Here is a 14,413-nt window from a genome sequence, read left to right as displayed (position 1 = left end):
CGCTCAGAGCTTGGCCTGGCGCACCACGCGCTGTTCCAAGGCCAGGCACGCCGCCCCCAGCCGCGCCCGTTTGTCTTCGCCCCGGGTGTAGCCGTTGGCCCGCACCACCCGATGGGCCGGCACCAGCACGGCGATGGGGCAGGCCCGAAGCGCCGTGCCCACCGACCGGGCGCTGTCCGGCGCGCCGGCGGCCGCGGCTACCTGCGATGCGGTGCGGGTTTGGCCGTAGGGGATCTTCTCCACGGCGGCCCACACCTTCTTCTGAAACGCCGTGCCCGCAGGGGCCAGGGGCATATCGAACCCCTTTCGCTTTTCCCCCAGGTACTGCAGAATCTGAGTGGCGCAGCGGTTGGTGGCCTCGCTGGGGGCGAAAGTGCCTTCCAGCTGGGCTTTGCCCAGCTCCACCGCGGTGATGAAACGGCCCCGGGCCCCAATGGAGATGGGGCCGAAGGGGGTGAAGTATATGTAGTAGTTGGGTTTCGCGGGCATGGCCTCTACTTTTTGGCGAGAGCGGCAGTTCGCCCCAGTTTACCCCAAGCCGCTCTTCAGGGCCAAACCTTCACGGACGCGTCAGGCGCCGCCGGGCCCCATGGGCTACAATAGCGGGATGCACTTTGTATGCCCGTTGCCGTTGAAAGCGAGGCCCTGCGTGTACCAGCCTGTGAAGATTGCCCCCTCCATCCTGTCCGCCGATTTGATGGCGCTGAAAGAGGAGGTGGACCTCATTACCGCGGCCGGGGCCGATTTCATCCATGTGGACGTGATGGACGGCCATTTCGTGCCCAACCTCACCATGGGCATACCGGTGGTGAAGCAGCTGGCGCCTTATGCGAAGATTCCCCTCGACGTGCACCTCATGATCGCGAACCCCGACAAGCAGGTACCCTGGTTCATCGAGGCGGGGGCCGATTCCATAACCGTCCATGCCGAGGCGGTGTCGGTGCCCCATCTGGCGAAGGCGCTGGAAGAGATACGCATGGCCGGTGTGAAGAGCGCGGTGAGCATCAAGCCCGGCACCGACGTGGAAGAGCTGGCGCCGGTGCTTCATTTGGTGGACATGGTGCTGGTGATGTCGGTGGAGCCGGGGTTCTCGGGCCAGAGCTACATCGCCGGCAGCGAGGGGAAGGTGGCCGCCGTGGCGCAGATGTGCGAGGCGCTGGGGCTTTCCCCGCTCATTCAGGTGGACGGCGGCATCGGCTTGAAAACGGCGCCTTTGGTGGCTGCGGCCGGCGCCGACGTGCTGGTGTGCGGCAATGCGGTGTTCAAAGCGGAAGACCCGGCGGCGGCCATCCGCGACATCCGGGCAGTGGCCGCTGAAGCGCGGCTGCGGGCCCTGGCGGCCAAGGAGGCGTAGGGTTTCCCGTGAGCAATTTCGATCCTGCAACTTACACCTATCTGGATTACGCGGCCACGGCCCCGCTTTCCGAAGAGGCGGCCGGGGCCATGGCCCCCTACCTGGTGCCCGGCAAGCTTAACCTGGCGCTGGGGGGCAACGCGAACTCCCTCAACAGCCCCGGCCGTGCGGCGTTTTCCGCCATGGAGCAGGCGCGCAAGCAGCTGGCCTGCGCCCTGGGGGCAGCTCGTCCCCAGGAAGTGGTGTTCACTTCCGGCGCCACCGAGGCCGACAACTGCGCCCTGTTCGGCCTGGCCCGCGCCGCCCGCCGCCGCCTGCAGTTGGCGGGCAAAGGGGATGTGGTGCCGAAGGTGCTGGTGTCTTCCGTCGAGCACGATGCGGTGCTGGCGCCGGCCCGCGCCTTGGCGGCCGAAGGGTTCGCGGTGGAGTATTTGGCCCCCAATCGCCAGGGCTTTGTGGAGCCGGACGCGCTGGAGCGGGCCCTTGGCCCCGATGTGATGCTGGTTTCGGTGCAAACCGCCAATTCCGAGGTGGGCTCGGTGATGGACATCGCCCGCCTCGCCGCCCTTGCCCACGCCTCCGGCGCGCTGATGCACACCGATGCCGTGCAGGCGCTGGGGAAAGTGCCGGTGAACGTGGGGCAGCTGGGGGTGGACGCCGCCTCGTTTTCCGCCCATAAGATCGGTGGCCCCAAGGGCATCGGCTGCTTGTACCTGAAGGCCCGCACCCCCTTCGAGCCCTTCCTTTTGGGGGGCGGCCAGGAAAACGGCCTGCGCAGCTCCACCCAGAACGTGGCCGCCATGGCCGGTTTCGCCGCCGCCGCCCAGGTGGCGGTGGAGGCGCAGCAAGAGGAAGAGCTGCGGCTGCGGGGCCTGCGCGACTACCTGTACCGGGAGCTTGCGGCCCTTGACGGCGTGCGGGCCACGGTGGAGGTGGCCCCCGGCAGCGGCGATTACCTGCCCAACATCGTGCACGTGCTGGTGGACGGGCTGGAAAGCCAAACCATGATCTTGCGCTTCGACATGCTGGGGTTCGGGGTGTCCGGCGGGTCTGCCTGCTCGTCCCAATCGCTGGAGCCCAGCCACGTGCTGCGGGCCATGGGGGTGTCGGCCGACGATGCCCAGGGAGCCCTGCGCATTTCGATGGGGCGTCTTACCACCCAAGACGACGTTGCCCGGTTCGCTCAGGCGGCGCGGCAGGTGCTGGAATGGTAGGGGGCGCCATGGAGCTGGTGAACACCCACTGCCATTCCCACTTTTGCGGCCACGGGGAAGGGGAGGTGGCCCAGTACGCGGCCGAGGCCCGCAAGGCGGGGCTTACCACCTTGGCCTTCACCGAGCACTATCCGCTCTCGTCCGCTTTCGATCCCGATGGCTACCTGTCGGTGCCCGCTTCCCAGATGGAGGCCTATCACCGGGACGTGGCGCAGGCGGCGCAAGATTGCCCGTCGATGGACGTGCTGCTGGGGGTGGAGCTGGACTACCTGGGGGCGCTGGAAGACCGCCGCCTCGATCAGGTGGACTTCGGCCGCTATGCCATCGTGCTGGGGTCGGTGCACTTCGTGGACGGCTGGGCCTTCGACGACCCGGCCCAAAAGGGGCGCTGGCTTGAGCCGGGAGCGCCGGATGCCATCTGGCGCCGCTACGTTGAGCTGTGGTGCGACGCGGCCTCCGATGCGCGCCAGCCCTTCACGGCGATGTCCCATCCCGATTTGGCCAAGAAATTCGGTTATTACCCTTCCTTCGGCCTTGCCCCCCTCTATGAACAGATGGCCGAGGCGGTGGCCAGCAGCGGCCGCATGATAGAGGTGAACACCTCCGGCAGCTATTACGCCTGCGCCGAGATGTTTCCCTCGCCCGGGCTTTTGCGGGCGTTTTGTCGCGCCGGCGTGCCCGCTACGGTGGGCACCGACGCCCATGCGCCGGCCAACGTGGCCCGCGACATCCGCAAGGGTTACCGCGCCCTGTACGAAGCTGGTTACCGGGCCGTTACGGTGCCGACCCCCACGGGCGATCGTCGCAGCATTACCATCGAATGAGGTGTTTTCCTATTCGCTCATTTAGGAGATGACCCGTATGGCATTGTTCGGAAAGAAAGATAGCTCCCGCGAAGAGGGCCAGGGCGGCCCCCTTTCCAAGCGTGGTTCGGCGGCGCTGGCCAAGGCCGGCGCGCCCCTGACCATCGGGGGCCTGGAAGAAAAGCTGTTGAAGATGTTTCCCGCCTCTCAGGCGGAAGAGTGGGACCGCACCGGCCTTTTGGTGGGGGAGCGCGGGCTTGCGGTGACCGGCGTGGCCGTGGCGCTGGACCCCACCGTGGAGGCCATTCGCGAAGCGGCGGCCGTGGGGGCCAACGTGCTGCTCACCCATCACCCCGCCTATCTTGCGGCCCCCGACCAGTTCTCGCCCGAGCCTTCGGTGGCCCTCAGCCCGGGGGCGGGGGTGTGGGAGGCGGTCCGCAGCCGCGTGGCCCTCATGAACTTCCACACCGCCCTTGACGTGAGCCCCCAGGCGGCCCAGATGCTCCCCAACATGCTGGGGCTTTCCTTCACGGGCACCTTTGCCGAGCCGCTGCCGGGCGAGAAGAAGCTGGGCTATGGGCAAATCTGCGAGCTGCGCCCCGCGGACAAAGGCACCGACCTGGCCCATTTCGCCGCCCGCGCCACGGCGGTGTTCAAGCGACAGCCGCGAGTGTGGGGCGCCCCCGATGCGAAGGTGTCGCGGGTGGTCACCGCCACGGGGTCGCTGGGGCCGGTGGGCCGCGCGGCGTTGGCGGCCGGCTGCGACTGCATCGTGTGCGGGGAGGTGCGCTACCACGACGCGCTGGACCTCTCCCGGGCCGGCGTGGCCATTGTGGAGCTGGGCCACGACGTGTCCGAACTGGGGCTTGCCGCCGTGCTGGCAGAGGCCTGTCAGAAGGCGGGGGTGCCCGAGGAGGCCATCACCGTGCTGAACCAGGCGGAGAACTGGTGGCTGCCGGAAAACATCCGTCTTTAAGAAGCGCGACGGCAATTGCGCCGCCGATTACCCCTCTTGATTGCTATAATTACAGCAAGCCAACAAAGACCCGGCTGTACGGCCGGGTTTTTCGCATGGTCCGCTATTGCAAGGGAAAGGGATCTTAATGCAGGTTGAGCGAGAGGAATTGGCGGCGCTACTGACGCTCCAAACCATCGATTTGGACATCATGCAGAAGACCAAAGAGTTCGATGAGCTGCCGCAGCGGGATAAAATCCTGAAGCTACGCACGAAAAAAGAGGCCCTTGCCGGGCAATTGGCGAAAGTGTCCAAGTACAAGAAGGACGCCAAGCAGCGGCTTGGCCGCATGAACGACGAGGATGCCTCCCTTACCAAGCGTCAGGCCAGCATCCAAGCGGCCATAGAGGCGGCCCATGGCGACTTCCGCAACGTGGAGGCCCGCAGCAAAGAGCTGGCGGGCATCACCCGCCGCCGCGAGTCGGTGGCCCAGGAGCAGGAGAAGATTCGCGGCGAAATCGCGAAGCTGGAAGAGCTGGAAGCCCAGATCGGCTTGGCCCAAGAGGAAGTGGAAGCCCAGGAGAGCCAGGAAGTGGAAGGCTTCCGGGAGCAAGGGGGCGCCCTGAAGGGGGCCATCGCCCAGCTGCAGGCCAAGCGGCAGTCGGTGGCGGCCGAGGTGTCCGCCGAAGTGCTTTCGGTGTACGACAAGACCTCCGCCCGCTGCGGCGGCGTGGCCATCGGCCAGCTGGACGGCAACCGCTGCGGAGCCTGCCGTTCCCGCATAGAGGGGGGCCGCTTGATAGACCTCAAGGCCCAGGCGCCGCTGGGGGTGTGTCCTAGCTGCAAGCGGCTGCTGGTGATTGCCTGAAGCGCTGCCGGTCTTTCGTAGGTGAAACCACAAAAAGCCCCCTCATGGAGGGGGCTTTCCCATGTAATGAGAGGGGAGGTGCTAGGCGCGCTCCACCTTGCCGCTCTTCAGGCAAGTGGTGCACACGTTGGCCTTGCGCACATGGCCCTTGGAGTCCTTGATGGTCATCTTCTGGATGTTGGGGCGGAACACGCGGTTGGAAACGCGGTGCGAGTGGCTGATGCTGCGGCCGGCCACCGGGTGCTTGCCGCAAATTTCACATACCTTAGACATGTCAATCAACTCCAAATTCTATCGGTTTTACCCGTTGAGGACAAAAAGCGCTAAACACTATACCACAACATGGAATTGCCCTACAAGAGATTCTTATGGAAAAAGCCGTCTTTGGCGCGCCTTATTGTGGGGCCAACGGCGAAGATGCGCTATACTGCAAAGGCTGACCTGATGAAGCCCCGCCCGCTTCCGCCCCGTGTGGCCCGCAGGCGGACTGAACATATTAACCGAAAGGAGTCATCGTGAGCACAACGATTCCCGGCAACCTGCACGTGGCCAACGATGTTCTGCTCGACATCGTGGGCAACGCGGCCATGGAATGCTATGGCGTGGTGGGCATGACCGCACCGAACGCCGCCGACGGCATCGCGAAGATCCTTCCCGCATCGCGCCTGCGTCGCGGCGTCACCATCCAAAGCGAAGAGGCCGGCCTGCGCGTAGACCTGTACGTGGTTATCGAGTACGGCACCAACCTGCAAACGGTGTCCCGCAACCTCATCGACCAAGTGACCTTTGCCCTTAAGGACCAAGCGGGCGTGCCCGTGTCGGCGATTGAGGTGCACGTCCAGGACGTGAAGATTCGCCGCTAGGCCCCCTTCGGCGGCCTCGGCTGCCAGGAAGCCTGTTCGCTTAAGGAGATACCCTTCCCATGACTCATGTGTATACCACCAACGACGTGCTGAACGCCATCGCTTCTGCCAGCAAGCAGCTGAGCGCCAGGAAAGATGAAGTAAACCGCCTGAACGTGTTCCCGGTGCCCGACGGCGACACTGGCACCAACATGTCGCTCACCATCGAAAGCGTGGTGAGCAACCTGGCGAAACTCACCATTGGCGCTTCGGGCGACGAAGTGCGCAAGGCCATCACCACCGGCGCCCTGATGGGGGCCCGTGGCAATTCCGGCGTCATCACCTCCCAGATCTTGCGCGGCCTGTGCGAGGGCAGCGTGGGGCTGGAGGCCCTGGACGCCGACGCCATCGCCAAGTGCTTCTCCCGTGCGCAGGACGTGGCGTTCCAGGCGGTGCGCAAGCCGGTGGAGGGCACCATCCTCACCGTGCTGCGCGACAGCGCCGCGGCGGCCCAGACGGCCGCCCGCGAGAAGCTGGGCGTGAACGAGGCCATGGAGGCCATCGTGTCCGAGGCCTATGCGTCGGTGCAGCGCACCCCCGACCTTCTGCCGGTGCTGAAGGAGAATGGCGTGGTGGATGCCGGCGGCTTCGGCCTGGCCATCTTCTTCGATGGCTTCGCCTCGGCCCTCATGGGCAAGGAGGGCACGTTGGGAGACGTGCTGGCCCTTTCCCGCGAAACGGCCCCGAAGGTGGAAATCGAGCAGATCAACGACTGGGAGGGCTCCCAGTACCGCTACTGCAACGAGTTTTTGGTGGACTCCGACACCCTCGACCGAGAAGAGGCGTTGCAGTTCCTCTCCACCATGGGCGACTGCGAACTGTGCGTGGGGGACGTGCCGAAGTTCAAGGTGCACGTGCACTCCAACACCCCCGACAAAGTGCTGGCCTACTTTCTGGAGCGGGGCCAGATTTCCGAGGTGTTCATCCACAACATGCAGCTGCAGAGCGAGGAGCGCACCCAGAAGCTGGAGCAAGAGCAGGCACAGCAGGAAAAGCCGCTGGGCTTCGTTGCGGTGGCCGCGGGCGACGGCAACGGCGAGATTCTGAAGAGCCTCGGCGTTGACGTGGTGGTTTCCGGTGGTCAGACCATGAATCCCTCCACGAAAGATCTGCTGGACGCGGCCGAAAAGGTGAATGCCGCCTCCATCATCTTCCTGCCCAACAACTCCAACATCATCATGGCGGCCCAGTCCGCCTGCCAACTGGCCGAGAAGCCTTGCGCCGTGGTGCCCACCAAGAGCGTGCCCCAGGCCTTCGCCGCACTGTTCGCGGTGGATCAGGACGCCTCGCTGGAGAGCAACGTGGAAGAGATGACGGAAGCCTTCGCCGAGGTGAAAACCGGCGAAGTGACCACCGCCATCAAGGATTCCCGCGACGCCCACGGCGGCCCCATCGCCACCGGCGACGTCATCGGCATCGCCGACGGCTCCATCGAAGCGGTGGGCAAGGACGTGGCCGACGTGGTGCTGGCGCTTTTGGAGGCCATGGAAGCCGGGGACGCCGACACCTGCACTTTGCTGGCTGGTGAGGACTTCTCCGACGAGGCGCTCTCTGCCCTCACCGAGCGCATCGAAGAGCGCTTCGACGATTTGGAGATTGACGCCCATCGCGGAGGGCAGCCGCTGTACCCGGTTGTGTTCTCCGTCGAATAGGCCATGATTGACAGGGTTCAGGCCTCCCTTTTCCTGGACGAGCCAGTGGGCAACGTGCCCCAGGTCAGCCCGTCGCGGGCCAAGGCGCTGGGCTCGAAGGGCATATACTCGGTGCGGGATTTGCTGGAGCATTACCCGCGCCGCTACATCGACCTCTCCTCGGTGGTCACCGTGGAGGGGTCTCGCATTGGGCAGTCCTGCACCATTTGCGGCACCATCCACGAGATGAAGCTGAAAAAGCCCCGTTACAACCTGCAGTTGGTGGAGATTTCCCTGACCGACGCCACGGGGCTTCTGATGATCACCTGCTTCCGCCAGCCATGGCTGATGAAGAGCTTCCAGGTGGGAGACCGCGTGGCGGTGGCGGGCAAAGTGGAGTTCAATTACGGTTTCAAGCGCATGACCAACCCTTTCATCGAGAAGGTGGGGGAGGGCCCGGTGAGGGGGAAGATCATCCCCGTGCATCCGGCGTGCGCCAAAGTGTCCGCCGCCTTCATGCTGAGGTTTGTGCAAGAGGCACTGCGGGAGACCTGCGGCTGCGAGGACCCGCTGCCCTTGGAGCTGCGGCTGCGCTATAGGATGCCTTCCCGCAGCTGCGCCCTGCAGGCGGTGCACGGCCCCCGTACCCTGCAGGAGGCCCAGGAGGCCCGGCGCCGCCTGGCCTTTGAGGAAGTGTTTCTGCTGGAGCTGTTCCTCATGCTGCGGCGGGCGCGGGAAGTTGCCGATTTGCAGGCGGTGCGCCACAGGGTGGACGGCCCGGCAGTGGCGGCGCTTCGGGAAGCGCTGCCCTTCGCCCTCACCGACGAGCAAGAGGGCGTCCTGGGGGAGATATTCCAGGAGATGGCGGCCCCCCGGGTGGCCAACCACCTGCTTCTGGGCGATGTGGGCACCGGCAAAACGGTAGTGGCCGCCTTTGCGCTCGCGGCGGCGGTGGATTTCGGCGGGCAGGCGCTGTTCATGGCCCCCACCGAGGTGCTGGCTTCGCAGCATTTCGCCTCCATCGGCCCCTTGCTTCAGGCGGCCGGCGTGGCCAGCGGCCTGCTCACCGCCCGCACCGCCCCTGAAGAGCGAGCGCGGCTTTTGGAAGGCTTCTCTTCCGGAGAGATTCCCGTTCTCATCGGCACCCATGCGCTTTTAGAGCCGGATGTGCGCTGCCCCAACCTCACTCTGGCGGTGATCGACGAGCAGCAGCGCTTCGGCGTGGGCCAACGGGAGAAGTTGCTGGCCAAGGGGGAGGCGCCGGATGCGCTGTACCTCACCGCCACTCCCATTCCCCGCACGCTGGCCCTCACCTTTTTCGGCGACATGACCCTTTCCTACCTGCATTCCCGGCCGCGCGGCACTGCGCCCCGCACCACTACGGTGCTGCAGCGCTCCCAGCGGGGCCGCGCCTACGATATGGCGCTTGAACGGGTGAAGGCGGGGGAGCAAGTGTTCATCGTGTGCCCCCTCATCGGCTGCTCGGCGGAGGAGCGGGACAAGCGGGCGGGTGCAGACGAAGAGGAAGCGGCCCATCCGCAGGTGACCATCGAAGGCGAGGAGGACTACCAGGGCGACAATTTGGTGGCCGCCGAGGCCGAGGCGCAGTTTCTGCAAAGCCACGTGTTCGCCGATTACCGGGTGGAGCTGCTGCACGGGCGCATGAAGGGGGAGGAAAAGGCGCAGGTGATGGAGCGGTTCCGCAGCGGCGAGAGCCAGGTGCTGGTGTCCACCACCATCATCGAGGTGGGCGTGGACGTGCCCGCCGCCACAGTGATGATTGTGGAAGACGCCGACCGCTTCGGCCTTTCCCAGCTGCACCAGCTGCGGGGGCGCGTGGGGCGCGGCGGGCTGCCTTCCCACGTTTTTTTGGTGTCGGCCTCTAAAAAGCCGGAGGCTTTGAGCCGCCTGAAGGCTATGGAAGCCACCGACGATGGGTTCCAGCTGGCGGATTTCGACTTGTCCTTGCGGCGAGAGGGTGATATTTTGGGCAACCGCCAGTCGGGGGCATCGGCGCTCAAGCTGGTTAACGTCACCCGCGACCGGGCCATGATAGAGGCGGCCCATAAAGACGCCCGGGCGCTTTTGGCGGCCGACCCCGACCTGTCGCTGCCCGAGCATCGCTTCCTGGCGCGTGAGGTGGAGATGTTCGGGCGCCGCGAGAAGAAAGCCGAGGAGGAGAAAGATGCGCATCATAGCCGGCGATCATAGGGGGCGGCGCCTCGTGGCCCCGAAGGGGATGGGCACCCGTCCCACCACCGACCGGGTGCGCGAATCGCTCATGAGCATGGTGGGCTCTACCCGCGGCGGCTTCGACGGCGCGGTGGTGCTGGACGCGTTCGCCGGCTCGGGGGCGCTGGGGCTGGAGGCCATCTCCCGAGGCGCCGAGCGTTGCGTGTTCTGCGAAATGGACCGCAACGCCCTCTCGGCTCTTACCGCCAACATTGCCGCCCTTTCGCTGGAAGGCAGCGCGCGGGTTGCGCGGGGCGACGTGCTGAAGCGGCCGCCTTGCAGCTTCAGCCCCTTCAACCTGGTGTTTTTAGACCCTCCCTACGCGCTTCGGCCGGAGGCGGCGCTGGCATTGCTGGAGGCGCTGCGGAAGGCGGGGGCGCTGGAGGATGACGTGCTGGTGAGCTACGAGCACAGCACGGCTTCGGACGGGCCGTTGGACGCCTGCTTGGAGGGGACGGTGTGGCAGCGCGTTAACCGGCGCCATTGGAAGGACACCTCCATCGATTTTCTGGCATTGGCTTCGGGCCGCTAGCCACCGCCCGCGCCCCGCGCGGCCGGCTGCTGCTTTCCTGTAACGGGAATTATGCCGGCCGGTAACCTTTGTGGCCGTCCGCCGAAAAACTTCATGCTAAAATCAAAATACGTATGGGTGATTTGCAGTTTCGCGGAAGAAACGAAGTACATCCACAGCAGCCCGCGAGTTGTAAAGAGAGGAAAACCATGGACGAAACCGGAGTTCTCGGATTGCTCGAAGAGTTGTCCATTTTGCTTGAGGATTCGAAGCAGGTGTTCGGCAAGAGCAACCTGCGCCAGGTGGACGTTGCCGCCGCCTTCGAGATCATGGACGAGATTCGAGAGACCTTCCCCAGTGAGTTTTCTCAGGCGCGCCAAATTGTGCGCGAACGTCAGAGCCTCATGGACGACGCCGAGGCCGAAGCCAGCCGTATGATCGAGGATGCCCGCAGCCAGGCGATGACCATCGCCTCCGAGCAGGAAATCGTGCGCATCGCCCAGCAGCAGGCGGAAACCATTCTGGCCGATGCCCGCGAGCTTGAGCGCCAAACCCGCGCCGGCGCCGAGGATTACGCCGACGAGGTGTTCGGCCACGTGGAGCAAACCCTCGACACCCTTCTGGGCAATGCCCGTCGCTGCCGCGACCGCTTGAACCAGAACTCCGTGAATGTGCGCTAGCGCCATGGAGTCCCTGCGCATAACCATTCCGAACGAGCTGTTCTCGCCAGCGGAAACCCGTCACTACGAAGGGCAGCTGGCCATGCCGGTGTTCAAGGCCGGTCCGGATCTGTACAGCTTCGAGCAGCCGCTTGCGTGGTCGGCGGACATCACCAACACCGGCGATGCCTTCCTGGTAACCGGCATGGTGGAAGGCGATGCCACCACTTCCTGCGCCCGGTGCCTAGAGCCCACCAGCGTCCGCTGCATCGGCGAGATAGAAGGCTACTTCCTGCTGAACGGCGACGTGGAAGCGGACGAGGAGATGGAGGGCGACGAGTTCGACGTGCTGCCCGACGATCACACCATCGACCTGGTGCCGCTCATCCAGGCGGCGCTGCTGGTGGAGGTGCCGCTGTTGCCGCTGTGCCAAGACGACTGCAAGGGGCTGTGCCCCCAGTGCGGCGCCAACTTGAACGATGGCCCTTGTGGTTGCGCTCCGGCAGAGGAGGGGCAGTCCGCCCCCGGCAATCCCTTTGCCGTGCTGAAGGACTTGAACCTGGAAGGCGAATAGCCCAAACTCCGTTGTTGCTTGTGCGCGATCTGGTCGTGTGTGCAGGTGTGCGCATCGCTGCGGGGTGTGCTAGACTGATGCCGCATTTGCCGGAATGTTGCCGGCACCGGGGGATGCAGGGGGAGTGCGGCGGTGTTTAGCCAGTTTATCGTTTGGTACTTGTTCTTATCTGGTACGGCGGCCGGAGCTTTTCTCGGGGCCGCCGCAATCAGTTTGGTTGAAGGCAACGAGCCTTTGCTGAAAGCCCATGTGCACAGCCTGAACCCATCGTCTTTCGGTTTCATAGTGGCTGCTGCGGGCTATGTGCTGTCCGGCGTGTTCCTAATTGCTGATTTGGGAAATCCTGCCCGCATTCTTCAGGTAGTGGCAAATCCCTTCCAATCCTTAATGAGCGAAGGCGCTTGGCTGGTGGCCCTTTCTGCTGCTTTGGCTGCGATTACTGCTGCGCTTGCGGTTGTCGGACGCCTAAATTACGGCATCGCATTGGCGTTGGAAATTGTCGGAAGCATCCTCAGCGTGGGGGTCCTCGTTTATGCCGGCGTGTTATTGAGCAGCATGCGAACGGTGGATTTCTGGGACACGCCGCTCCTGATTGCCCTGTTTGCCATTTCGGGCTTGACATGCGGCATTGCCGTCATTTCGGTAGTGGGTTTCGTGCTGGGCGGTTCATACCGACGCGAGCATGGGCTCGGTTTGGCGCGGTGCGCTTCGGCATTGGTGGAGGTGCTGGTGCTTGTGGCGTTTCTTTCGTCTCGCTATATGATCAGCGAGGCGGGCAGGGATTCTTGCATGGCGCTTTTCACCGGCAACCTGGCAGGATATTTCTGGGGCGGCGTGATAGCTGTAGGGTTGGTGGCGCCGATGGCAGCTGCTTGGGTGCGGCGCATGACCGGCCAGCGCGGTTTGGTCCTTGCAGCTGCGGGGTGCACGCTTATCGGCGGATACCTGCTGAGGTACTGCATCGTCGAGTGCGTGGTGCTTTCCCCGTTGGCTTTCGGCGGGCTTTTCGAATAGCCCCGAGATCGGCCGCATGTTTGGCCAGTCGGGTGCAGATGCTGCCGTTACGGGGACGAATTCGCTGCCAAGGGGCGGCGCGGGGGCTCCTCCGGTCGTCAACGGGAGCTGTTCTTGTTTTCAGTGTCATAGTCTACTATCATAGTGCGTAAATTGGGGCAATTCATGAGGGGGATTCAGTGAACGACGCAGGGTGGAGTGATTTTGTGAACCAGCTGAGCACGGCGACTACTGCCCCCGTGGCGGCAAAGGAAGTGGACAAGAGCCTCATCTCCGTTGATGCGACCAGCGGCGTGCCCTTGTGGATGCAATTGCGCAATCGGCTCACGTACCTGATTACCAGCGGTGCGTTTCCGGCGGGAGCCCAGTTGCCCTCCGTGCGGGAGATGGCGCTTGACCTTGGTTTGAACTACAACACGGTGAGCAAGGTGTTTCGCGATATCGAGCGAGACGGTTATGTGATAACCCGTCGCGGCAGGGGCACGTTCGTGGCTGAGGTAAATACGGCCGAGGGAGCCGACTCTTGCGCCGCTGCGGCCGATCTGTTGGTGACCCGCTTCTTCGAGGAATGCAAGGAGCTGGGCATTTCCCAGCAAGAGGCCGCATCCCTAGTTGCGAAGCGAGCAGGGGGGATTTACGTATGAACTTGCGCCGAGCCAAAGCCAGGGAGGTCACTCCCGCGGTGTCCGAGCAGCGGGAAATTTTGGATGAGAACATTCGCCGCAGCGATGCTTCCCGGGTGGGCGTTTACGGGTTCGCTGCAGCGCTGTTTTGCGTGGTGTCCGTGCTGGTGGGTGCGGCCACTTTCGCCCTCCTCCAATCGTGGGCGATAGTGGTGGGCGTTGTTGCGGGCTTTCTGGCGGCGGCCACCATTCGCGTTGCGCCGCAGTGGGAGCGGGTGGCGCTTCTGCGCATGGGCAAGTTTCGCAAAGTGGCTGGCCCTGGGCTGTACCTGGTGATTCCCTTCGTGGATTCCGTGGCCATGCACATGGACATTCGCACCATCAGCAGCGCTTTCAACGCCGAACAGGCGCTTACGGCCGATTTGGTATCGGTGGATATCGAAGCGATTCTGTTCTGGGTGGTGTGGGACCCGAAGAAAGCGTGCCTGGAAGTGGCCAACTATCCCCGGGCGGTGCTGCGCAGCGCCCAAACCGCCATTCGAGATGCGGTAGGGCAGGTGAATCTGGAAGATTTGAGCATGAGGCGCCGGCAACTGGATCACGAGCTGCAGGTAATCATGAGCGCGAAATGCGAGGCCTGGGGCATCAGCATCCTCAGCGTGGAGATTCGCGATATCCGGGTGCCCAAGGAATTGCAGGACGCTTTGTCGCGGGAAGCGCAGGCTGCCCGCGAAAGGGATGCCCGCGTGGTGCTGGCCGAAGTGGAGAAGGACATTTCGGAGATGTACTACGAAGCTGCCGATTTGTACGCAAAGCGCCCCCAGGCAATGAAGCTCCGCGCCATGAACTTGGCATATGAAAGTTCCCGTGATGGCAAAGGCGTCATTTTCGCCCCTAGCAATCTGGCGGATGCGTTTTCCGGAACCGGATTGGAATAGCAGCAGAGACCTGAATCCCCAAATTATCCTGAAAATAGAATAATACGGTTGGGAGAAAACTTCTCTTAGCTATTGCACTCTTATAGTGTACTAGCATACTATGACACTATAAGAGTAGGCTACTCTCATATTCCG

Annotated in this window: 16 protein-coding genes; 14 read left to right on the top strand and 2 right to left on the bottom strand. The window is 63.9% G+C overall.

The window, feature by feature from the left end; genetic code table 11:
- Window positions 1-3: 3 nt before the first annotated feature.
- The gene (locus DMP11_RS01660) at window positions 4-489 is read right to left on the bottom strand and encodes a methylated-DNA--[protein]-cysteine S-methyltransferase (protein WP_123184740.1); all 486 of its coding nucleotides are present in this window, start codon (window positions 487-489) and stop codon (window positions 4-6) included.
- 160 nt (window positions 490-649) lie between these two features.
- On the opposite strand from DMP11_RS01660, the gene rpe reads away from it, so the two are divergent.
- The 5 genes from rpe (at window position 650) to DMP11_RS01635 (ending at window position 5,194) form a co-directional block, all read left to right on the top strand.
- Window positions 650-1,354, top strand: a complete 705-nt coding sequence (gene rpe, locus DMP11_RS01655; RefSeq protein ID WP_123184739.1) for a ribulose-phosphate 3-epimerase — start codon at window positions 650-652, stop codon at window positions 1,352-1,354.
- A gap of 8 nt (window positions 1,355-1,362) precedes the next feature.
- Window positions 1,363-2,568, top strand: coding sequence for a cysteine desulfurase family protein (locus DMP11_RS01650; RefSeq protein ID WP_123184738.1), 1,206 nt, complete (start codon window positions 1,363-1,365; stop codon window positions 2,566-2,568).
- Between the two features lie 8 nt (window positions 2,569-2,576).
- Window positions 2,577-3,392: a histidinol-phosphatase HisJ family protein gene (locus DMP11_RS01645; RefSeq protein WP_123184737.1), complete on the top strand. Its 816-nt coding sequence runs from the start codon at window positions 2,577-2,579 to the stop codon at window positions 3,390-3,392.
- Window positions 3,393-3,429: 37 nt separating this feature from the next.
- Window positions 3,430-4,347: a Nif3-like dinuclear metal center hexameric protein gene (locus tag DMP11_RS01640; RefSeq protein WP_123184736.1), complete on the top strand. Its 918-nt coding sequence runs from the start codon at window positions 3,430-3,432 to the stop codon at window positions 4,345-4,347.
- Window positions 4,348-4,474: 127 nt separating this feature from the next.
- Window positions 4,475-5,194 carry a zinc ribbon domain-containing protein gene (locus DMP11_RS01635; protein ID WP_123184735.1) on the top strand — a complete coding sequence of 240 codons (720 nt, stop codon included), beginning with the start codon at window positions 4,475-4,477 and terminating at the stop codon, window positions 5,192-5,194.
- 81 nt (window positions 5,195-5,275) lie between these two features.
- Here DMP11_RS01635 and rpmB read toward each other — a convergent pair whose 3' ends face one another.
- Entirely contained in the window at window positions 5,276-5,467 is a 192-nt protein-coding gene (gene rpmB / locus DMP11_RS01630) for a 50S ribosomal protein L28 (protein WP_123184840.1), read from the bottom strand.
- A 242-nt stretch (window positions 5,468-5,709) separates the two neighbouring features.
- On the opposite strand from rpmB, the gene DMP11_RS01625 reads away from it, so the two are divergent.
- The 9 genes from DMP11_RS01625 to DMP11_RS01585 all read left to right on the top strand — a co-directional run bounded on the left by DMP11_RS01625 (window position 5,710) and on the right by DMP11_RS01585 (window position 14,278).
- The gene (locus tag DMP11_RS01625; protein ID WP_123184734.1) at window positions 5,710-6,057 is read left to right on the top strand and encodes an Asp23/Gls24 family envelope stress response protein; all 348 of its coding nucleotides are present in this window, start codon (window positions 5,710-5,712) and stop codon (window positions 6,055-6,057) included.
- Between the two features lie 59 nt (window positions 6,058-6,116).
- Window positions 6,117-7,748: a DAK2 domain-containing protein gene (locus DMP11_RS01620; protein ID WP_123184733.1), complete on the top strand. Its 1,632-nt coding sequence runs from the start codon at window positions 6,117-6,119 to the stop codon at window positions 7,746-7,748.
- A 3-nt stretch (window positions 7,749-7,751) separates the two neighbouring features.
- Complete coding sequence (gene recG, locus DMP11_RS01615; RefSeq protein WP_123184732.1) at window positions 7,752-9,938, top strand: ATP-dependent DNA helicase RecG; 2,187 nt, start codon at window positions 7,752-7,754, stop codon at window positions 9,936-9,938.
- Window positions 9,913-10,491: a 16S rRNA (guanine(966)-N(2))-methyltransferase RsmD gene (gene rsmD, locus DMP11_RS01610; protein WP_123184731.1), complete on the top strand. Its 579-nt coding sequence runs from the start codon at window positions 9,913-9,915 to the stop codon at window positions 10,489-10,491. Before recG ends, rsmD begins: the two co-directional genes overlap by 26 nt.
- Window positions 10,492-10,679: 188 nt before the next feature.
- Window positions 10,680-11,150 (top strand): ATP synthase subunit B family protein, encoded by a 471-nt coding sequence (locus tag DMP11_RS01605; protein ID WP_123184730.1) that lies wholly within the window; start codon window positions 10,680-10,682, stop codon window positions 11,148-11,150.
- 4 nt (window positions 11,151-11,154) lie between these two features.
- Window positions 11,155-11,703, top strand: coding sequence for a YceD family protein (locus tag DMP11_RS01600; RefSeq protein WP_123184839.1), 549 nt, complete (start codon window positions 11,155-11,157; stop codon window positions 11,701-11,703).
- 132 nt (window positions 11,704-11,835) lie between these two features.
- On the top strand, window positions 11,836-12,717 hold the full coding sequence (gene nrfD, locus DMP11_RS01595; protein WP_161555265.1) for an NrfD/PsrC family molybdoenzyme membrane anchor subunit: 882 nt from the start codon (window positions 11,836-11,838) through the stop codon (window positions 12,715-12,717).
- A 179-nt stretch (window positions 12,718-12,896) separates the two neighbouring features.
- Window positions 12,897-13,361 carry a GntR family transcriptional regulator gene (locus DMP11_RS01590; protein WP_235869361.1) on the top strand — a complete coding sequence of 155 codons (465 nt, stop codon included), beginning with the start codon at window positions 12,897-12,899 and terminating at the stop codon, window positions 13,359-13,361.
- Entirely contained in the window at window positions 13,358-14,278 is a 921-nt protein-coding gene (locus DMP11_RS01585) for a slipin family protein (protein WP_123184728.1), read from the top strand. Before DMP11_RS01590 ends, DMP11_RS01585 begins: the two co-directional genes overlap by 4 nt.
- The last annotated feature ends 135 nt before the right edge of the window (window positions 14,279-14,413 follow it).

The organism is Parvibacter caecicola (assembly GCF_003725335.1).
In the GTDB taxonomy this organism is placed as follows: domain Bacteria; phylum Actinomycetota; class Coriobacteriia; order Coriobacteriales; family Eggerthellaceae; genus Parvibacter; species Parvibacter caecicola.
Note: the sequence above shows the minus strand (reverse complement) of the source record. Positions and strands in the feature narration are given on the sequence as shown.